The organism is Fundidesulfovibrio agrisoli (assembly GCF_022808715.1).
GTDB classification, from domain to species: domain Bacteria; phylum Desulfobacterota; class Desulfovibrionia; order Desulfovibrionales; family Desulfovibrionaceae; genus Fundidesulfovibrio; species Fundidesulfovibrio agrisoli.
On sequence record NZ_JAKZKX010000027.1, the window covers coordinates 1 to 19,889 of the forward strand.

14 protein-coding genes are annotated in these 19,889 nt (G+C 65.4%); 7 read left to right on the forward strand and 7 right to left on the reverse strand.

Annotated elements, in window-relative coordinates:
• Positions 1-102: 102 nt before the first annotated feature.
• Positions 103-3,141, reverse strand: coding sequence for a formate dehydrogenase-N subunit alpha (gene fdnG / locus MLE27_RS15535; RefSeq protein ID WP_243313124.1), 3,039 nt, complete (start codon positions 3,139-3,141; stop codon positions 103-105).
• 471 nt (positions 3,142-3,612) lie between these two features.
• Between fdnG and MLE27_RS15540 the strand changes: the two genes are divergently transcribed.
• Positions 3,613-5,238, forward strand: a complete 1,626-nt coding sequence (locus MLE27_RS15540; RefSeq protein WP_243313126.1) for a hypothetical protein — start codon at positions 3,613-3,615, stop codon at positions 5,236-5,238.
• 397 nt (positions 5,239-5,635) lie between these two features.
• Here MLE27_RS15540 and MLE27_RS15545 read toward each other — a convergent pair whose 3' ends face one another.
• Positions 5,636-5,911 carry a glutaredoxin family protein gene (locus MLE27_RS15545; protein WP_243313127.1) on the reverse strand — a complete coding sequence of 92 codons (276 nt, stop codon included), beginning with the start codon at positions 5,909-5,911 and terminating at the stop codon, positions 5,636-5,638.
• Positions 5,912-6,179: 268 nt separating this feature from the next.
• On the opposite strand from MLE27_RS15545, the gene MLE27_RS15550 reads away from it, so the two are divergent.
• Entirely contained in the window at positions 6,180-7,979 is a 1,800-nt protein-coding gene (locus MLE27_RS15550; protein WP_243313129.1) for a M6 family metalloprotease domain-containing protein, read from the forward strand.
• 26 nt (positions 7,980-8,005) lie between these two features.
• Here MLE27_RS15550 and MLE27_RS15555 read toward each other — a convergent pair whose 3' ends face one another.
• Positions 8,006-11,137, reverse strand: a complete 3,132-nt coding sequence (locus MLE27_RS15555; RefSeq protein WP_243313131.1) for an ATP-binding protein — start codon at positions 11,135-11,137, stop codon at positions 8,006-8,008.
• A gap of 1,041 nt (positions 11,138-12,178) precedes the next feature.
• On the opposite strand from MLE27_RS15555, the gene MLE27_RS18215 reads away from it, so the two are divergent.
• The 3 genes from MLE27_RS18215 (at position 12,179) to MLE27_RS15570 (ending at position 15,266) form a co-directional block, all read left to right on the forward strand.
• Positions 12,179-14,395 carry a multicopper oxidase family protein gene (locus tag MLE27_RS18215; RefSeq protein ID WP_243313134.1) on the forward strand — a complete coding sequence of 739 codons (2,217 nt, stop codon included), beginning with the start codon at positions 12,179-12,181 and terminating at the stop codon, positions 14,393-14,395.
• A 45-nt stretch (positions 14,396-14,440) separates the two neighbouring features.
• A complete protein-coding gene (locus MLE27_RS15565) occupies positions 14,441-14,713 on the forward strand; it encodes a hypothetical protein (RefSeq protein WP_243313135.1) in 273 nt (90 codons plus the stop codon).
• Between the two features lie 328 nt (positions 14,714-15,041).
• Positions 15,042-15,266 (forward strand): hypothetical protein, encoded by a 225-nt coding sequence (locus tag MLE27_RS15570; RefSeq protein WP_243313137.1) that lies wholly within the window; start codon positions 15,042-15,044, stop codon positions 15,264-15,266.
• A gap of 208 nt (positions 15,267-15,474) precedes the next feature.
• Here the strand turns inward: MLE27_RS15570 and MLE27_RS15575 are convergent, their stop codons facing one another.
• Positions 15,475-15,708 carry a hypothetical protein gene (locus tag MLE27_RS15575; protein ID WP_243313139.1) on the reverse strand — a complete coding sequence of 78 codons (234 nt, stop codon included), beginning with the start codon at positions 15,706-15,708 and terminating at the stop codon, positions 15,475-15,477.
• A gap of 523 nt (positions 15,709-16,231) precedes the next feature.
• On the opposite strand from MLE27_RS15575, the gene MLE27_RS15580 reads away from it, so the two are divergent.
• Together MLE27_RS15580 and MLE27_RS15585 are read left to right on the forward strand one after the other, a co-directional pair.
• A complete protein-coding gene (locus MLE27_RS15580; protein ID WP_243313141.1) occupies positions 16,232-17,698 on the forward strand; it encodes a sensor histidine kinase in 1,467 nt (488 codons plus the stop codon).
• Positions 17,695-19,050 (forward strand): sigma-54-dependent transcriptional regulator, encoded by a 1,356-nt coding sequence (locus MLE27_RS15585; protein WP_243313142.1) that lies wholly within the window; start codon positions 17,695-17,697, stop codon positions 19,048-19,050. The genes MLE27_RS15580 and MLE27_RS15585 overlap by 4 nt, the downstream gene beginning before the upstream one ends.
• Before the next feature lie 31 nt (positions 19,051-19,081).
• Here MLE27_RS15585 and MLE27_RS15590 read toward each other — a convergent pair whose 3' ends face one another.
• From MLE27_RS15590 to MLE27_RS18035, 3 genes are all read right to left on the reverse strand, one after another.
• Entirely contained in the window at positions 19,082-19,480 is a 399-nt protein-coding gene (locus tag MLE27_RS15590; RefSeq protein ID WP_243313144.1) for a type II toxin-antitoxin system HicB family antitoxin, read from the reverse strand.
• Positions 19,481-19,492: 12 nt separating this feature from the next.
• The gene (locus tag MLE27_RS15595) at positions 19,493-19,684 is read right to left on the reverse strand and encodes a type II toxin-antitoxin system HicA family toxin (protein ID WP_243313146.1); all 192 of its coding nucleotides are present in this window, start codon (positions 19,682-19,684) and stop codon (positions 19,493-19,495) included.
• Between the two features lie 65 nt (positions 19,685-19,749).
• Complete coding sequence (locus MLE27_RS18035) at positions 19,750-19,875, reverse strand: hypothetical protein (protein WP_279355865.1); 126 nt, start codon at positions 19,873-19,875, stop codon at positions 19,750-19,752.
• Positions 19,876-19,889: the final 14 nt, after the last annotated feature.

Sequence of the window (19,889 nt, forward strand, 5' to 3'; positions counted from 1 at the left end):
GCCCCTGCAGGCGGTGCAGCGCGAGGTGTCTACGAATATCGCCTTGGGCATGATGCAATCTCCCTGCGGGGCCGGCCCGGCGCGCCGGGCCGGCCCTGCTGATTAGATCGAGAGTTCGGTGACCTTGTCGGCCTTGCGGATGTTCACCAGGCTGGCCTTGTACTCGGGGATGGCCGTGTTGGGGTCGCCCACGGTCGGCGTCAGCCGGTTGGTGGCGTCACCCACGCCGGGCGTGGTCCAGCCGAAGCAGAAGGGCATGCCGATCAGGTGCACGGTCTTGCCTTGCACTTTGAACGGGGTCATGCGCACGGTGACCATGGCGATGGCCTCGACCTTGCCCCGGATGCTCTCCACAACCACCGGGTCGCCGTTGGCGATGCCCTTCTCCTTGGCCAGCTCCTGGCTGAGCTCCACGTAGAGCTGGGGCTCGGCCTCGAGCAGGTTGGGGGTGTTTCTCGTGTCGCCGCCACCGCACCAGTGTTCGGTGAGGCTGTAGGTGGTGAGCACGATGGGGTAGTTGGGGTCGGCCGGGGCGGCCAGCTTGTCCATGTCGCTCTTGATCCACTTGATGCAGGGATTGTTCAACTGCTTGGAGAACGGATGCGCCTTGACCGGGGTCTCGGCGGGCTCGTAGTGCTCCGGGAAGGGGCCGTCCACCCGGCCTGGGCCGTAGAGTTGGCCGTGGCCTTCGGTGTGCATGATGAAGGGGTACTTGCCGCCCTCCATGGCCATGGGCGGCCAGGGGCCGTCGGGCACGTCGCCCACCCACTTGCCGTCCTCCCAGGAGATCACGGGCAGCTCCGGGTTGAAGGGTTTGCCGTTCACGTCCACGGAGGCGCGGTTGTAGATGATGCGGCGGTTGACCGGCCAGGCCCAGGAGAAGTTCGGGAACAGCCCGATCTTGGCCTGCATGGGCGTCTGGGTGTGGTCGCGCCGTTTGGCCAGGTTGCCCGAGGGGCCGTAGCAGCCGCAATAGAGCCAGTTGAGGCTCGTGGTGGAGCCGTCGTCCATCAGCATGGCGAAGGCGGGCACCTGGTCGTCCTTCTTGTACTCCTTGTCGCCCACCTTCACGTCGCGGGTGAACGAGCCGTTGATCTTCCTGGCCAGGATGTCCGCGTCGTAGGATTCGGGCCAGTCCGAGTTCAGGATGGGCTCGGCGAACGCGCCGCCGTCCTTCATGTAGAGCTCACGGATTTTCTTGAATATCTCAACGACCATATAGCCCATGGGCTTGCTCTCGCCCATGGGCTCGACGCCCTTGTGGTGCCACATGTGCCAGCGGCCGCTGTTGGAGATGGTGCCGTCCTTCTCGCCGCGCTGGCAGGAGGGCAGCACGAAGATTTCAGTCTTCACCGACTTGGGGTCCACGCCGGGGCCGCGCCAGAAGTCCGTGGTCTCGGTGTGGTGCACCTCGCCCATCACGAGCCAGTCCAGCTTGGGCAGGGCCTTCCGGATTTTGTGGGTGTTGGGCATGCTCTGGGCCGGGTTGTGGCCGAAGATGAAGCCGCCCTTGATCTTGCCCGCGTACATCCTGTCGAACAGGAACATGCTGGCGTAGCTCACCCCGGCGTCGACCTTGGGCAGCCACTCGTAGCCGAAGCCGTTCTCCTTGGTGGCTTTCTCGCCGAACCAGGCCTTGAGCAGGCTTGCCATGTACTTGGGCCTGTTCTGCCACCAGTTCACGCTTTTGGGGTCCGCGGTCTTGGGCGTATTGGCTTTGAGGTAGTCGTCGTAGGTCGCCCAGTTGGTGTTGGGCACGGGGTTGTAGCCCGGCAGCGAGTCCCAGAGCAGGGCATGGTCAGTGGAGCCCTGAACGTTGGGCTCGCCGCGCAAGGCGTTGATGCCGCCGCCGGCCACGCCGACGTTGCCCAGCAGCAACTGGATCACGCCCGCGGCCCGGATGTTCTGCACGGCCACGCTGTGGTGGGTCCAGCCCAGGGCGTACATCATGGTCCCTGCCTTGTCCGGCCTGCCGGTGGCCGTGTAGACCTCGTAGACCTTGAGCAGGTTGGCCTTGGACACGCCAGTGATGGCTTCGACCTTGTCCAGGGTGTAGCGGTCGTAGTGCTTCTTCATGAGCTGGAAGACGCACCTGGGATTCTTGAGGGTCATGTCGCGCTTGGGCGTGCCCTTGTCGTCGCGTTCGAAGTCCCACTTCTTCTGGTCGTAACCGGCCTTCTGCGCGTCATACCCGGAGAAGAGGCCGTCCTTGAAGTCGTAGTCCTTGCCGACGATGAACGCAGCGTTGGTGTACTGCAGGACGTAATCCTTGAAGTATTTGTCCTTCTCGAGGATGTAGCGGATCATGCCGCCCAGGAGGGCTATGTCCGTGCCGCTGCGTAGCGGCACGTGCATGTCGCAGCGGGCCGACGTGCGGGAGAACTTGGGGTCGATGTGCATCACCGTGGCCCCGGCGTCCTTGGCCTTGAGCACCCACTTGAAGGCTATGGGGTGATGCTCCGCGCAGTTGCTGCCCATTATCAGAATAGCATTGGCGTTCTTGATATCGATCCAATGCTGGGTCATCGCACCACGTCCGAACGACTCTGCCAGAGCCGGTACAGTGGGGCTGTGTCAGACCCGCGCCTGGTGGTCGATGTGCACGACCCCCAGGCTGCGAAGCATCTGGTGCGATACGGCGCACTCCTCGTTGTCCATCTGGGAGGTTCCCAACTGGAACACGGACTCCAGGCGGTTGACCGCCTGGCCCTTGTCGTTCTTGAGGATGAAGTCCTTGTCGCGGGTCTCCTTCACCTTCTGGGCGATGCGGTTCAGGGTCCAGTCCCAGTCCTTCTCTTCCCACTTGTCGCTGCCGGGAGCGCGGTACAGCGGCTTTGTGAGCCGGTGGTCGGAGAGGTGCATGGAGAGGAAGGCCGCGCCCTTGGCGCACAGCGCGCCTTCGCTCACGGGGTAGTCGGGGTCGCCCTCTGCGCTGACGAGCTTGCCGTCCTTCACGGACATAACGATGTTGCAGCCGCAGGAGCAGAAGCCGCAAATGGAGATCACCTCTTTCGCGCCAGCAATCTTGAGCGTTGCGGCGTGAGCCTTCACAGGTGCAAGGTTGAAGCCCAGCTCCGTAAGGCCCAGGCAGGTGGCCGTCGCCCCTGCCAGCTTTACGAATCCTCGCCGTGAAATGTTCATGCAGCCTCCTTGGCTTCGAGAGGTGCCCGCGTGGGAGCGCGCGTGTGCGTGTGGGTTGGCGTCCTCTCGTTGGGTTGGTGGGCGCATGGTGGCACGTTTCGTTATGTCAAACAAGGCATAATCTGAAAAAGTTCAATTATTTTAATATGTTTAATCTAACACATTAACATACAGAATGGAATTGATCGAGTGTGCCTATGGGTTTTCCGGCAGCACGCATCGCATCCTCCAAATTCGATGGTGTTTGACTGGGGGAAGAATGATTCAGAAGTCGGTATGAAAAGTGAAATTTTTCCTTATACCATGAAAAATAGATGAACTCAATACATCGCGGCAGATTTAATCTTGTCACCTGATTCCTATTTCCCTAGGGTTGGGCCGTCAGCATTTTCGAGGCCCGGTTGCAAGTCCCGCCCTGTTGGATCGGCGGGGGCCGGGCCTTCAACGACTCCACCTTCCGGATGGTGCTCTATGCGCAGATCGGCACTCTACCTCCTCCTCATGCTGGCCGGCATGTCGTTCCCGCTGGCTGACCCGGTGGCCGCACTCGCCTTTGCAGACGACGATCTCCTCCTCCTGACCGTGCCGGGAATCGCCGCCGCCACGCATCTGACGGGCAGCCACGCCACCCGCGTGGCCGGGCTGGACCCCAACAACATCACCGCCACCTGCCTGAAATGCCACCAGACCCAGGCCGCCGCCATGGGGGCCTCGGCCCACTATCGCTGGCGCGGCGACGCGGGGGGCGTCTCCAACCTCACCGGGGACGTGGGCAAGCTGGGCGGCATGAACGATTACTGCATCTACCCGGATTTCAACTGGCTCACCAAGCTGACCAACGTGGACGGCAAGGCCGTGGACGGCGGTTGCGCCGCCTGCCACGTGGGCAAGGGCAAGAAGCTCGACGCCACCGAGCTGGCCAACCCCACGCTGACCAACATCGACTGCCTGATGTGCCACTCCAAGAAGTACAAGCGCACCGTCTCGCTGGACGGCGGCACCGCGCACTTCGTGCCCGACGTGGCGGCCATGGGCGTGAGCGCCAAGCAGGCCGCGGCGGACATCGCCAAGCCCGACCGCGACGCCTGCCTGCGCTGCCACCTTCGGTCCGGCGGCGGCAACAACAACAAGCGCGGCGACATCGAGCCCATCCTGACCAACCCGCCCTTCACGCATGACGTGCACATGTCCGCCGACGGGCAGAAGTTCACCTGCGCGAGCTGCCACAAGACCACCAACCACCGCATCGGAGGGCGCGGCGTCGACCTGCGCGAGGTGGACAACCCCGCCCAGCCCGTGAGCTGCACCATGAGCGGGTGCCACACCGCCACGCCGCACACCAACACCGCCAACCTTTCCCGGCTCAACAAGCATGCGCAGAAGATCGCCTGCCAGACCTGCCACATCCCCACGTTCGCGGCGTCGACCCCCACCGACATGTTCCGCGACTACTCCAACACGCCCCAGGTCAACGCGGCGAGGCTCTACGAGCCCTGGATCCAGTTCCAGTCCAACGTGACCCCCACCTACGGCTGGTCCAACGGCACGAGCACCTTCTACAAGTTCGGCGACCCCGTGGCCCCGCAGGCCAACGGGCGCACCCTCATGGCCGGCCCCGTGGGCGGCGTGAACGACAAACCCTCCAAGCTGATGCCGCTCAAGCACCACCTTGCCAAGCAGCCCGTGGACCCCGCCACCAAGCGCCTGCTGCCGCTGAAGATGGGCATTCTGTTCCAGACCGCCGATGTGAACCAGGCCATCCTGCAAGGCGCGGCGGCCGTGGGCTGGTCACTGCCCAGCGGCTACCAGTTCGCGGACACCGAGCGCCTCCAGGGCATCTACCACGGCGTGCGCCCCCGCACCCAGGCCCTGGCCTGCGCCACCTGCCACACGGCCCCCGGCGTGCAGGGCCCCGTGGACTTCGACGCCCTGGGCTACGCCCTCAAGAACCCCGACCTGCACACCTGCAGCAGCGGCTGCCACGGGGACAGGTCCGGCGAGTGGAGCGCCAGCCAGCTCTTCAACGGCGTTCACGCCCAGCACGTGACGGACGAGAAGTTCGACTGCTCCAAGTGCCACAACTTCACCCGCCTCTAGGCGAGCGATGACGGACCCAAATGAAGGGGCGGCCGGCAGATGCCGGCCGCCCTTTTCTTTGGAGGTGGGGAGGACCCTGGCGCCAGGCCCCAGGAGCCCGGGCATGGTGCCCCGGCCCCGAAGCACGCGCCATTGAACCCGCGCCATGGAGCCCGGTCCATGGAGCCCGGCCCGGATGCATGCAGGCGCGGGGTGGTGCCGCCCCGGAACCCCGCTGGGTTGGATGAGGTGAACGTGAAGGAGCGTTTCCAGGGCGTCAACGCCCCGGCCCGGGCGAAATCCGCCGGGAACGGCCCCGCCTGTCAGACCAGGCGGCAGGGCTTGAGGGGCGTCACGGACGCGCACGAGCGCCCTTACCGGTTCTCACGGGTTTCATCCCCGCCGCCTGGGGCGGCTGTCATTCGCCTGGGGCGCTTACGGAGAGGGCCTCCAAGGCCGCATCGATCTTGTCAGCCTGGAAACCGGCAATAATCGTCTCCCCGATGACGATGGTGGGGAAGGTGAGGGTGGGGTTGATCCTGCGCAGCTCGGCCATGACCTGGTTGCGGTCCTCGGTGTAGAGGCGGTCCACATAGACGCAGTCGAAGGGCAGGTCGCGCGAGGTCAGGTATTCCTTGGCGGCGGCGCAGTGGTGGCAGGTGGACAGGGCGTAGACCTTGATCGCAGGGGTCATGGGCGTCTCCTCATGCGGCACTGATTTTGGCGATTGTAACGTCCTCCCCCGGCCGAAGGTCAAGTTCTGGGGAGGGGTAGGGTACATGCTCCACACGCTCCGGTGCGCAGCCTGAACAATTTATTCAATTATAAAATGATGATACGTATTGTGGTCAACAGAGGTATGAAATGATGCCTTGTGCCGGGGCGGAACTGAGTTATTAGTTATTAGTTTCATTTCCACGTGGCGGCTCAAGCCTCGGGCCGACTCCAGAAAGGGCTCAACCATGCCGTTCCTCCCTCGCATCCTCGCTGCCGTCGCTATCCTGTCGCTTGCCGTGAATTCCCTGGCCCTGGCCGGCCCGGCCAACCCGTTTCCGGTGGAGGCGGAGCAGCCCGACGGCTCGAAGCTGACGGTCCGCATCCGGGGCGACGAATTCCAGAACTGGACGGAGACCACCGACGGCTACACCCTGGTCCGCGACAAGGCCAACGGATACTTCGAATACGCCCTCCCTTCCGGGCCGAAGAACACCAAGCGCCAGGCCTCCGGCGAGACGTTCTCCGAAAGCCCCGGGCTCGTCCCCTCGGGATTGATACCCGGCAGGCACGCGCCCCCCGCCGATGGCATGCATCTGCGCCCCGCCCCCGATGCGGCCAAGAAGGAAGGCTACGCCCTGGGGTTGCGCCTGACGCGCGATGCGAACTGGCAGGCCGCCGGGGTGCAGGCAGGCTCGGCCGCGTCGACGGCCGCCCAGTCCGCCGCCCAGTCCGTCGCGGTGCAGAGCGCCGCCAACCCGTGGACGCCCACCCTGGTGCAGGGCCAGAAGAAGATGCTCATCGTCCTGGTGGCCTTCGCCAACCGGGCCCTCTCCACCACCAACCAGGCCTGGTACGACCGCGTGTTCAGCACCGCGCCCGGCGTGAAGTCCGTGGCCAATTTCTACAAGGACAACTCCCACTCCAAGCTGGCGGTCACGCCCATAAACCACACCCAGAACGGCAACGCCACGCCCGGGGTGGTCAACGTGACTATCGCCTCGAACCATCCAAACTACGGCGGCAACTACACCTACCCGGCCGAGACGGCCTGGCTGAACCAGGCCCTGGCCGCCGCCGCGCCCTATGTGGACTTCGCCAGCCTGGACGCCAACAACGACGGCTCCATCACTCCCTCCGAAGCGGTGATCTACTTCATCCCCGCGGGCTATGAGGCCTCCGGCACCGCCCTGACCCCCAGCATCTGGGCCCACGCCTGGGGCGGCGCGGGCGTGCTGGCAGGCGGCAAGACCCTGACGAACTGGGCCATGAACGGCGAGCTCAACGTGTATTCCCGCCAGCACCCCATGGGCGTCATCGCCCATGAGATGGGCCACCAGATGTGCGGCATGCCCGACCTCTACGACACCAGCTACACCAACTACGGGCTGGGCATGTTCTCCATCATGTCCTTCGGCTCCTGGGGAGCGGACACCGGGGAAGACCCCGCCACCACGCCGGTGACCTTCGACGCCTGGTCGCGGGCCTATTGCATCTGGGACACGGTGCGCACGACAGGCATCAACGGCCATACGCGCAGCTTCGGGCCGGCGCTTTCGGACACCACCCTCAAGCTCGTCGACACGGGCCTGAGCACCACCGAATACTTCCTGGCCGAGAACCGCAACTGCGAGGGGTGGGACAAGGGGATCAGGTACTTCCGCCCCGGCTACCAGGGCGGTCTGCTCATCCTGCACGTGGACAACGCCGTCGGCACCCCCGGCGTGGGCAACCCCGGCAACAACGACATCAACACCTATGTGGCGGGTTCGCACCAGGGCGTCACCGCGGTGCAGGCCTCCAGCGCCTACAACATCCTGGGGCCATACGGAGCCGGGGGCTCCTACGGCGACCAGACCGACCTGTTCTACCTGGGCAACGTGACCAACGCCTTCACGCCCGCGAGCACGCCCGCCTCCAGCCTGTATAACGGGCAGGCCACGCACCTGGGCCTGAAGGACATCTCCTTCGTGGGCTCCACCATGACGGCGACCATCGTCTCGCGGACGAACCTGTTCCTGCCGCTGACGATCCTGCTCGGGAACTGAGCGGCTAAAAGTGTTCACACGGGCGCCTAGGCGCCCGTGGCCTCCCGGATGGCGGCCAGCAGGACCTCCTTCTCCACCGGCTTCGAGATGTAGCCGTTCATGCCCGCCTCGAGGCACTTCTCCCTGTCGCCCTGCATGGCGTAGGCCGTCATGGCCACTATGGGCACCAAGGCCTTCGCGCCCAGCGACGTGTCCGCCCGGATGGCCCGTGTGGCCTCGAGGCCGTCCATCACCGGCATCTGCACGTCCATGAGGATCAGGTCGAAGTCCTGCTCGCGGAAAAGGTCCAAGGCCTGCGCGCCGTCCGCCGCACGCCGGACCTGGTGCCCGCACTTCTCCAGGATGCGCCTGCCCGCCATGGCGTTCACGGCGTCGTCCTCCGCCAGCAGGATGCGCAGGGGCCGCCCCCCGGCCGGGGCATTGGGCCGGGCCTGGGCCATTGGCCCCGGCGTTGCGCCGCTTGGGAGCCCGAACGGCAGGCTGAGGGTGATGGAAGTCCCCTCCGGCCCGGAATTGTCGATGCACATCTCCCCCTTGAGCAGGCCCGTGAGCTTGCGGGCGATGGTCAGGCCCAGCCCGGCCCCCTGGAAGCTGCGCGAGTAGGAGGCCTCGGCCTGCGTGAAGGGTTCGAGGATGTGCTCGAGCTCGGCGTCCGGGATGCCGATGCCCGTGTCGCTCACCGTGAACAGCACGCGGGGCTCCCCGCCCGGCCCGGACGGCAGGGGGGACGCCTCCACCAGCACCCGGCCTTTCGAAGTGAATTTGATGGCGTTGCCCACCAGGTTGAAGAGGATCTGGAGCAGCCTGTTCTCGTCGCCCACCAGTGTTCGCGGGAGTCGCTCGTCGAGCCGTATCTCCAGGGCGAGGTTCTTTTCCCGGGCGGCCACGCCGAAGAGCTCTAGCAGGGTGTCGCCGATCAGGGATGTCTTGAACTCAGTCACCCGTATGGCGAGCTTGTGGGCCTCGATGCGGGAGAGGTCCAGGATGTCGGTGAGCAGGCTGGCCAGCCGCAGGGAGGCCTTGGTGGCGGCCTGGTGGTATTCCCGCTGCTGGGGGTCCAGCTCGCCCATGTCCATGAGCTGGAGCATGCCGATGATGCCGTTGAGCGGGGTGCGTATCTCGTGGCTCATGTTGGCCAGGAATTCGCTCTTGGCCTTGCTGGCAGCCTCGGCCCTGTCCTTCATCTCGATGAGTTCGGCCTCCGCCCGCTTGCGGGCGGTGATGTCGCGCGCGATGGTCGAGATCCCCGTGACGTTGCCCTGCCGGTCCATGATGGGGGAGACGGATACGGAAACATCCACGGGGGAGCCGTCTTTGCGCAGGCGCACGGTGTCGAACGGCGGGATCGCTTCGCCGGTGCGGGCGCGGGCCATGATGTCCGCTTCCGTGGCGGCCAGTTCGGGCGGGAAGAGCCTGAGCGCCGACCGGCCCAGGATCTCCCGCGCCGGGTGCCCGAATATCTTCTCCGCGCCCGAGTTCCAGGTGAGGATCACGCCGTCCAGGGATTTGCCGATGATGGCCTCGTCCGTGGACTCGACGATGGCCGCCAGCCTGGCCTGCTCCTCCTGGATTTTCAGCCTGCCGCTGACGAGCAGGGCCACCCTGGCCTGGAGCTCCGCCACCGAGAAGGGCTTGGCGATGTAGTCCTGCACGCCGCTGCGCAGCATTTTCTCCCGCAGGGCCTCGTCCGCCTTGGCTGTGAGCATGACGATGGGGGTGTCCGCCGTCTCGGGGCGCCGCCGCAAGGCCAGGGCCATCTCGTCCCCGCTCATCTTCGGGATCATCACGTCCGCCAGGACGATGTCCGGCTGGAGCTCCAAGGCCTTGGCCAGGCCCTCCTCCCCGTCGAAGGCGTTGACCACCCGGTAGCGCCGCTCCAGGGCGGAGGTGATGAACCTGTTCATGTCCGGGTTGTCCTCCACCACCAGCACGACCGGGGCGTGCGGATCGGCGGGGCAGGCGTCCTGGGCGGGGGGGATCGGCTCCGGCGTGAATCCGCCCCAGTTGAGGCGGAACATGTCCTCGTCGATGTTCTGGGGGTCGGCGTCGAAAATGGTGCCGGCCGGCGCGGTCAGGGGCATCTCCAGCATGAAGGCCGCGCCGCCGCCCGGGGCGTTGGCCGCATGCACCCGCCCGCCGTGCAGTTCCGCGAATTCCTTGACGATGACGAGGCCCAGGCCCGTGCCGCCGTGCTTGCGCGTGGCGCCATCGTCCACCTGGCGGAAACGTTCGAACACGGCCTGGAGCATGTGCTCGGGGATGCCGGGGCCGTTGTCGCGCACGGTGAGAGCGGCGCGGCCGGCCTCCACGGTCAGGCTCACGCGGATTTCGCCGCCGTCAGGGGTGAACTTGAAGGCGTTGGAGAGCAGGTTCAGCAGAATCCGCTGCACCTTGTCGGAGTCCATCTCGCAGGGCAGGTGCGCCGGAGTCTCGATGTGGAAGGCGACGCCCCGCACGCTGGCCAGGGATTCGAAGTGCGAACACATGACCCGGGTGAGGTAGGCCAGGTCGAAGCGGGAGTAGCGCATGGCCATGCGCTTGGCCTCCAGCTTGGCCACGTCCAGCAGGTCCGTGACGTGGCGCTGGAGCAGGCTGGCGTTGCGCCTGATGACCTCCAGGTTGTGGCGGGTCCTGTCGTCGAGGGAGCCGGAGGCCAGGCTCTGCTCCGTGGGCCCGAGGATGAGGGCCAGGGGGGTGCGCAGCTCGTGGCTGACGTTGGCGAAGAAATTTGTCTTGAGCCGGTCGAGCTCGCGGGTCTTCTCGTAGAGCGCGGTGATCTGGTTCTTGGCCTCAAGGGACTCGCGCAGGGAGTCCTCGGCCTGCAATCTGGCGCGGCGCAGCCGTTCCTGGCTGTCGCTGAACAGCGCGCCCATGACCAGGAACAGCAGCACCGAGTAGAAATTGCCCGGTGAGGTGATGGTCCAGGAGAAGCGCGTGGGCATGAACGCATACCACACGATGACGGCGGAGATCAGGGTGGAGGCCAGTCCGCCGTGCAGGCCGCCGATGCGGGCGCTGAAGAACACGGCGGGGAAGAACAGGAACCAGACGAAGGGGTCGATATATTGCCAGAAGGCCAACTGCACCGCGAACGCCAGGAAGGGCAGCAACACGGCCAGCAACAGGTTCCTGAGTGGTTCGGTGCGGTTGGTGTCCAAGGCGGGGCCTCCCGCAGTGGCGTTCTCTTTCATTGGAGCGTGCCCGCGGCCACGCCCGCCGCATGTGACCGGGAAACGTCACGGTTCTTTTTAAGCTGTTTGTTATGGTGGCATCAGAACGGTAACTTTGCAAGATCTTCAGGGATTGAAGTTGTGAAGCGCACGTTTCAGGCGTATCTGGCGACGCAATTCACTCCTTCGCGGTATGTTTTGTGTCGGGTTGCTCAGTGCCATGGGGCGATTTTTTGGCGGTAATTAACAGTTTTGTCGTCTGGGTGGCGTGGTGCACAACAGTATGCTCCGGCACGGCATACTGTTGGAGTGGCGCTGCGCCGGGATTTCGCCGCAAACCAAGAGGGATTTTCCCGCTCCGCCACTGCGCACAGGCCGCCCCTTCCGCCGGTACACACGCAAGGCGTTCGCGGCTGTAACCTTACGGGGCCGCAGGGCGACTTCCCCTGCGGATGCATAGCCCGGGGGCCGTTTATGCGGCGGCCTTCGGCCCGCGGCGGACGGCGCACTACCAGGGTGCCCGCCCGCCGCGAGCGCCGGCCTCGGCCCTTCCGACACGCGGCCCGCCCGGAAGGGCGCCTGGCCCGCGACGGCTGACGATCCCCGTCATTTCCCGGGCAATCCGTTGCCCACGTCACCTTCCCACTAGAGGGCGGTTCAGGCGACGATATCGTCTGAACCTGCCACACAAAAACCGCCGCCTCCCGGCCCGCAGCGGAGGCACGCTCTCCGCAGGCACCGCCAGCCGGCAGGAATGTCTGGGAATATTGTTTCCGGAGATGAAACCTATTGCCGGATATGTCGATTGTGAGAATTTTTCTTGACCAAGACTGGATTTCTAGGAATATCTTTATAAGTCCGCCCTCGCCCAGGGTGACATCTGCTTTCGATGCAGTGGGGGATTTGCCGTTTTGCAGAGAAGAGCGGGATCAAACGGAGGACGTCTTCATGCGGCACCATTTTTGTGTGTTCCTTAAATCGGCTGTGGCCACCGTCCTGCTCCTTGCGGCGACGGCGCTTCCCTGGAACGTGGATCAAAACGGGATCGGCACCACAAAGGCGTACGGGTTCGCCCAGAGCCCCATCCTGAGCAAGTTCGTGGACCCGTTGCCCTCGATCCCCATCGCAACCCCTGACCCGGGGCAACCTTACGGGCCCAACTGCGACTATTACGTCATCGGCATCCAGCAGTACTCGATGGTCATGCACAGCGAGATGCCGCTGGGCACCAAGCTGCGCGGCTACGTGGACCTGACCACCAACCCGGTCAACACCCCCAGCTTCGGCGGCCCGCTGATCGTGGCCCAGAAGGGCAGGCCGGTGCGCATCAAATACATCAACCAGTTGCCGCAGGATAATTTCTTCCTCCCGCTGGACACCACGCTCATGGGCGGCATGCTGCCCCAGAACGCCGTTTCCGTGCACCTGCACGGCGGCTTCACCCCCTGGATCAGCGACGGCACGCCCTTCCAGTGGTTCACCCCGAGCGGACAGACCGGCCCGAGCTACAGCAACGTGCCGGACATGCCCACGCCCAACCCCGGCGAGGAGACGGTCTACTACTCCAACGACCAGAGCGCCCGCCTGCTGTGGTACCACGACCACTTCGTGGCCATGACCCGCGTCAACCCCTACGTCGGGCTGGCCGCCGGATACTTGATTACGGACAGCGAGGAGCAGGCCCTCATCAACAACAATACCCTGCCCGGCTACGGCGTGCCCCTGATCATCCAGGACAAGAGCTTCGTGGCCGCCGACATCGCCACGCAGGACCCCACCTGGGCAGCCAACCCCGACTGGGGCCAGACCGTGGGCTCCCTGTGGTATCCGCACATCTACGAGGTCAACCAGGACGCGGCCACTGGCGCACCCGTGCCCTCCGGCCGGGTGGATTACGGCAAATGGGTCTATCCGCCAGTGCAGAACGTGACGGAGCCGCTGCCCACGCCTTCGTGCGTGCCCGAGTTCTTCGCCGACACCCCGGTGATCAACGGCAAGGCCTACCCCTACCAGGCGGTCAGGCCCCAGGTGTACCGCTTCAGGGTTCTCAACGGCTCCAACGCCCGCAACTATAACCTGCAGCTCTACTTCGAGCAGCCGGGCGACAACGGCGAGCCCGTGCTGCCCGCAACTCCGGTGACGCCGCTGGTAACCGCCCCCCCGACAATCCTGCAGATCGGCAACGAGGGCGGGTTCCTGCCCGCCTACACGGAGCTCAACACCAACCCGCCAGCCCAGTGGGACGGCATCCACTACAACCTCTGGCTGGCCCCGGCGGAGCGCGCGGACGTTCTCATCGACTTCTCCGGCCTGCCCGACGGAACCCGGCTGATCCTCTATAACGACATGGCCGCGCCCGCCCCGGGCGGCGATCCCCGCAACGACTACTTCACCGGCGACCCCAACTTCTCGTCCACCGGCCCCGGCGCCCTAAGCATGGGCGGCGCGCCCACCACCCTGATTGGCAAGGGGCCCAACACCCGCACCCTGATGGAGTTCCGGGTGGACAGCAACGCCCCCGATCCGGCGTTCAACACCAGCCTGGCCACCATCAAGACCCGCCTGGCCGACCCCAACACCGGCCTGCCGGGCATTTTCGCGCGCTCCCAGCCCGGGCCCATCGTGCCCCTGAACACCGCGGTCAACAACCGCTCCGCCACCGTGGGCGGGCTGCCCAACCAGATCAAGACCCTCAACGAGGACTTCGACGACTACGGCCGCCTGATCCAGAAGATCGGCACGGCCCAGTACCACCTGAACAACCAGGGCATGTACATCCAGGGCTTCGGCTACGATGAGAAGGTCACCGAGACGGGCATGGCCGGGGCCAAGCAGGTCTGGACCGTGGTCAACAACACGGGCGACGTGCACCCCATCCACTTCCACCTGTTCAACGTGCAGGTGGTGGCCAGGACGGACTGGGCCGGAAACAGCCTGCCCGTGGACCCCAACGAACAGGGCTGGAAGGAGACCGTGAGGATGTTCCCCGGCACCAACACCACCGTGGCCCTGAAGCTGGACCTGCCCAAGACGCCCTTCCCGGTGAAGGACAGCGTCCGGCCGCGCAACGGGGCCATGCCCTTCGACGCGGTCATGAACCCCCTGGTGAACTTCGGGCACGAGTACGTGTGGCACTGCCACATCCTGGAGCACGAAGAGCACGACATGATGCGCCCGCTCTCTGTGTATCAGGTGCGCGTCCTGCCGGGCATCTTCTCGCTTCTGGGGTTGCTGCAGACCAACTAGCGCATGAAGCCGTGCGTAAAAACATTTGAGCGGAGGAGTCCGATCATGCTGCGGACAATGAAACACTTCTGCGCGCTCGCCCTGCTGGGCGGGCTGCTGCTCGGCGCGGCGGCCGCGGGCCAGGCTCAGAGCCAGGTCCAGGCCCCGAGCCCCTATGCGGACCCGGGCTACTGCAAGAGAACCTACAGAACCTGCATGGCGACCAGCCAGGATAAGGCCCAGTGCGCCAAGGCCTACCAGAGCTGCGTGGTGAGCGCCACGAAGCAGACCAACGCGCAGGCCGCCAAGGCTGCCGCCGCGGTGAGTCCGGCGAACTGAGGTTCGGATTCACAACGTGAAAGGGAGGGGAATGCCCGGCGGCGGGCATTCCCCTCCCTTTCTGCCGCGCTTCGAACCCGTTGGTGCCTGTCGGTGCAATCCTACGCTGTTGGAGGGCCGGACCGGCCCGGCCCAGGCCGGGGCGTTTACGTCAATGAAACCCCCGCACGCCGGCCCACGACATACTGTTCGAGGCCGAGGTTGCCACTCGGCGAAACATGACCATTTTTCTGGAAACCGCGAGGGCGCGAAGCGGACACCGCCAGCCCAGCCCGAGCGTCTGACGGGCGCTCACTGGGGCAATGCCCAAACGCGCCGGGGAGGAAGCATGAAACGCCTGATGCTCGGCCTCTGCCTGCTGCTGTTGAGCGGCTGCGCCGTCTACAAGGACAAGGACGGCGTGACCCACTACGAGCTGCTGCCGCCAGCCCCGGCGGTCTACTACGGCCCTGATCCGTATTATGCCCCCCCGGCCTACTATTACGGGCCCTACCCGTATTACTATCAAGGGTACTACTACGGCCCCGGGCACTACCGCTGGTACTGGCGCTGATCGTCCGCCGGGTGTCCCCACTGGCCGGACCGTGCCGGCTTTTCGATGATTCGCCCTTGTGAATCGCCATCGCCGACAGGCTGCCAGGGTAATGCGGGCGCGAAACGGGAAGTGAGCGTCGTGGCGGCGGCAATGGTTCCGCTCCGTCCGTCGGGCACGGCGCGCCAGCTTGACCTGGCTGGGCCGTTCCGGGCGGAGGCCCCGCCGCTCAGGCGGGGTCGAACTTGGCCAGGAACTCCCGCTCCTTGCGAACGCTCACGAAGGCCGGGTCGTCCCGCGGGCAGTAGACCACCACGGGCAGGCCGTCGCGCTCGTTGGTGCAATCCACGGCCCTGGCCAGCATCACGTAGAGCTTGCCGTTCTTCTTGTTGCGGTACAGCGCGGCCTCTTCCCCGGCCCAGGCCGGAAGCCCCTGGCCGCCCTTGCTCTGCGGTCCCGTCATGTGCGCTCCTTCTCGGGGCCGGGCGCTTTTTGTGCCCGCCGCCCCTGGACAGACTGAATTTCCTGACTATTTAATAAGCATGGCAAAGGCAACGTGGACCACCCCAACGGAGGTGAAGACCATTGGGCCAGCATCAGGACCATACCGGCGGATGACCGCGACGACCCCTCGCCTCGGCAACCGGGCGCACAGCCCACAAGGCCAGGCAAACCAGACGGAGTGACCGTCACCGGATCGCGGACCATCCATAGCGGACCGGTAAAGCCATGAAGATCCCGCCGTGGAAGGCAGCGGCGGGGCGCCACGAGGAAGGGATGCGATCCCTGAAGCGGCAGCGAATGCCTCCGAATCCAACGCCTCGTCCCCACCCAAGGGACGGGGCTTTTTTTATGGCCTTCCGCCGCGTCTATGCGCCGCCTCGCCGGCGGCCCGCGCCGCAACATGGCTGACAAACAGGACTTCCGGGTCTATCATGGCCGAGCGCCGTTTTACGCCATATCAAAAAGCGAGCAGGATCAGGCCCATGAGCACCCTCGACGCGCTTCTTTCCCGGCTTCCGCACCTGACCATCCGCCAGAAGGTGCTGGTGGGCGTGGTGATCCCCGTACTGCTCTTCACCGTGGTGGGCGTGGTCTCCTACAACTACCTCATCCGCCTGGAGGCCACCCTGACGCTCATGGAGGGCGCGGACGACCTCTCCAACACCATCCTCGAGATCAGGCGCTACGAAAAGAACTACATGCTCTACGGCCACGACGAGGACTTCGACGAGGCCCAGAACTACACGGCCCAGGCCCGCAAGACCCTGGCCGAAATGGCCGCCATCGCCCGCGACGGGCGCGCCAAGAACGCCATGGCCCGGCTGGCCGTCGCCCTGGACGGCTACCAGTCCCTGAGCATGTCGCTGCACCCGGTCAAGCCGGGCACGGAAATCTCCCAGGCTCGGGAGGAGCTGCGCCAGACCGGCAAGGACATGGTGGACCTCTCCCTGGACATCAAGAACTCTGAACGCAACCGCACCTTCCGCCTGGTGGCGGACCTCAAGCGCCAGCTGTTCGTCTCCGGCCTGCTCATCACGCTCTCGGGCATCGTGCTGGCCTTCCTGCTGGTGCGCAAGATCCTGCGGGCCCTGGGCACCATCACCAGGGCGACCACCGAGGTGGGGCAGGGCAACTTCAAAACCCTGGACGTGCCCCGCTCAGGCGACGAGACCCAACTCGTGCTGGAGGCCTTCAACCGCATGACCCGCGAGTTGGAGCGCCGCCAAGACCAGCTCATCCAGGAGAAGAAGCTCTCCTCCCTGGGCGTGCTCACCTCGGGCATCGCCCACCAGCTCAACAACCCGCTGAACAACATCTCCACCTCCTGCCAGATCCTCATCGAGGAGCAGACCGAGTGCGACCCGGCCTTCGCGGCCAAGATGCTCGGGAACATCCAGCAGGAGGTCATCCGCGCCCGCGACATCGTGAAGGGCCTGCTGGAGTTCGCCCGCGCCAAGGATTTCAGCCTCAAGCCCGCCAGCCTCGACGAGGTGGTGGCCAAGGCCTTCAGGCTCGTCTCCTCCCAGGTTCCGGCGGGCATCACGCTGAGCAAGTCCATCCCCGAGGGGCTGGTGGTGGATCTCGACGCCGCCCGCATGCAGGAGGTGTTCATCAACCTGCTGCTCAACGCCGCCCAGGCCATCCCCGCGCCGCCGGGGGCCATCACCGTCTCCGCCGAGGCCGACGCTGCGGACAACACGGCCGTGATCGCCGTGGAGGATACGGGCGTGGGCATCCCCGAGGAGGACCTGGGCAAGGTTTTCGACCCCTTCTACACCACCAAGGAGGTGGGCAAGGGCACCGGGCTGGGGCTTTCCATCGTGTTCGGCATCATCGAGAAGCACAAGGGCTCCATCGCGGCCGAGCGCAACCCGGGCAAGGGGGCGCGCTTCGTGATCCGCCTGCCGCTGCACGGCGGGGCCAAGAACTCTGAGCAGGCGGGCAGATGAAGGGCGGCACGATCCTCATCGTGGACGACGAGTCCATAGCCGTTGAGAACCTCACGCACATCCTCACGCGCGAGGGCTACGCCACGGCGTCCGCCGCCAGCGGCGAGGAGGCCGTGGCCCTGCTGGACAACCGCGAGTTCGACCTGGTGCTCACCGACCTGCGCATGAAGGACCTGGACGGCCTGGCCGTGCTGGCCGAGTGCAAGCGCCTCTGGCCGGACACCGAGGTGGTGGTCATGACCGGGCACGCCACCGTGTCCACCGCCGTGGAGGCCATGCGCCTGGGGGCCTGCCACTACCTGACCAAGCCCTACAGCCTGGCCGAGGTGCGCGCCACCGTGGCCGAGGCCATGGTCAAGCGCCGCCTGCGCCAGGAGGTTGCCCGCCTCTCCCGCCAGGTGGCGGATTTGGGCAGCGGCCCGCTGATAATCGGAGAGAGCCCGGCCATCCAGGCCCTGCGCGACAACATCCACCACATCGCGCCCACGGACTCCACCGTGCTCATCCTGGGCGAAACCGGCACCGGCAAGGAGCTTGTGGCCCGGGCCATCCACGAGGCCAGCCCGCGCGGGGGCGGCCGCTTCCTGGCCATCAACTGCGGGGCCTTCAACGAGGATCTGCTGGCCAACGAACTTTTCGGGCACGAGAAGGGGGCCTTCTCCGGGGCCTCCACGCTCAAGAAGGGGCTCCTGGAGGTGGCGGGGGAGGGCACGCTCTTCCTGGACGAGATCGGCGAGATGTCGCTGACCATGCAGGTGCGCCTGCTGCGCGTCTTGCAGGAGCGGCGCTTCTTCCGCGTGGGCGGCACCCAGGAGATAGACGTGAGCGCGCGCATCCTGGCCGCCACCAACAAGGACCTCAAGACAGAGGTGGACCACGGCATGTTCCGGGCCGACCTCTACTACCGGCTCAACGTCATCACCCTGCGCGTGCCCCCGCTGTCGGAGAGACGGCAGGACATCCCGCTGCTGGCCGGGTACTTCATCGCCAAATACGCGCCCGCCATGGGCAAGACGGTCTCAGGGGTGTCGTCCGAGGCGCTCAGGCACCTGATGGCCTATGACTACCCCGGCAACATCCGCGAGCTCGAGAACATCGTGCAGCGAGCGGTGATTATGGCCAAGGGCGAAAAGCTGGAACCGGCGGATTTGCCGCAGGATCTGAGGGGCGAGGCCCCGGCCCTGGTGAAGCACGAAGGCCCGGAGCTCATCACGCTCGAAGAGCTGGAGAGAAGGCACATCGAGGCCGTGCTGGCCCACGAAGGCGGGAACAAGACCAAAGCCGCCGAGATTCTGGGGATCGATCGGGTGTCGCTGTGGCGGAAGGTGAAGAGATATGGGTTGGGGGAGTGATAACCGAGCGGTGCTCCTTCGGCGTCCAGGGTCAAGGGTGTTTTCTCTCCGCAAGAGCCTCCGCCGCCTGAACCAGAAAGCCCGACCTGGTCAGGCCCAGCTTCTTCGCGGCCGCGTCGATTCGCTCCAGTCGGAACCTGGGAACGCTGATGTTCACCCGCACCGGTTCCTTATCCAAAAAGGCGAGGTCAAGCTCGACAAAAGCCAGAACGCCTCCCTCGGCTTCGGCCAAGGCCAACACCGCACCAGGCGCGCTCGGCTCCGGGGCCTTGTCCGCGTCGAACAGAAAGGCTTCCACAGCCTCCTGGACGTTTGAAAGCGCTTCCTCAAGCGTGTCGCCGGAAGTGAAGCAGCCGGGCAGGTCCGGCACGGTGACACCGTAGGCAACGCCGTCGTCGGTATGCAGGATTACGGGATAGTGTTTGCGCATGTATGGTTTCTCCTATCGGGGCGGCCAGGGCCAACCAGCCTGCCGGAAGATATTGCGCAGGGTACCGGCGGGGATGTCCTTGCGGGGATGTGGTACAACCACCCGTTGCCCGTCGGGTCGCCCTAAAACATGGTGGCTGCCGTTTACGCGTAGCAGGGTGAATCCGCACTGTTCAAGGCGTTGGATGATTTCCCTGCTCTCCATGTGTGTAGAATACACACCGCAGGGCGTCAGTCAAGCCGGATCGCGTGCGATACCCCCTGGAACGGCTACACCCCCGCTAACGCCAACGCCTCCAGCGCGCCCATCACGAACACCACCTTCACCCCTGACAGCTCCTCCGCGCTCATGGCCTCCACCTCGGGCCTGTTGCCCTCGGGCAGAAGCAGCAGCACTGGTTGACGCCCCC

What these genes read in the sequence shown, in the direction of transcription:
- MLE27_RS15545 (WP_243313127.1), bottom strand. Translation starts at nt 5,911, where the DNA reads ATGACCCCTGCGATCAAGGTCTACGCCCTGTCCACCTGCCACCACTGC.
- MLE27_RS15575 (WP_243313139.1), bottom strand. Translation starts at nt 15,708, where the DNA reads ATGACGGGACCGCAGAGCAAGGGCGGCCAGGGGCTTCCGGCCTGGGCC.
- MLE27_RS15540 (WP_243313126.1), top strand. Translation starts at nt 3,613, where the DNA reads ATGCGCAGATCGGCACTCTACCTCCTCCTCATGCTGGCCGGCATGTCG.
- MLE27_RS15550 (WP_243313129.1), top strand. Translation starts at nt 6,180, where the DNA reads ATGCCGTTCCTCCCTCGCATCCTCGCTGCCGTCGCTATCCTGTCGCTT.
- MLE27_RS15595 (WP_243313146.1), bottom strand. Translation starts at nt 19,684, where the DNA reads ATGGAGAGCAGGGAAATCATCCAACGCCTTGAACAGTGCGGATTCACC.
- MLE27_RS15570 (WP_243313137.1), top strand. Translation starts at nt 15,042, where the DNA reads ATGAAACGCCTGATGCTCGGCCTCTGCCTGCTGCTGTTGAGCGGCTGC.
- MLE27_RS15580 (WP_243313141.1), top strand. Translation starts at nt 16,232, where the DNA reads ATGAGCACCCTCGACGCGCTTCTTTCCCGGCTTCCGCACCTGACCATC.
- MLE27_RS15585 (WP_243313142.1), top strand. Translation starts at nt 17,695, where the DNA reads ATGAAGGGCGGCACGATCCTCATCGTGGACGACGAGTCCATAGCCGTT.
- MLE27_RS15565 (WP_243313135.1), top strand. Translation starts at nt 14,441, where the DNA reads ATGCTGCGGACAATGAAACACTTCTGCGCGCTCGCCCTGCTGGGCGGG.
- MLE27_RS15590 (WP_243313144.1), bottom strand. Translation starts at nt 19,480, where the DNA reads ATGCGCAAACACTATCCCGTAATCCTGCATACCGACGACGGCGTTGCC.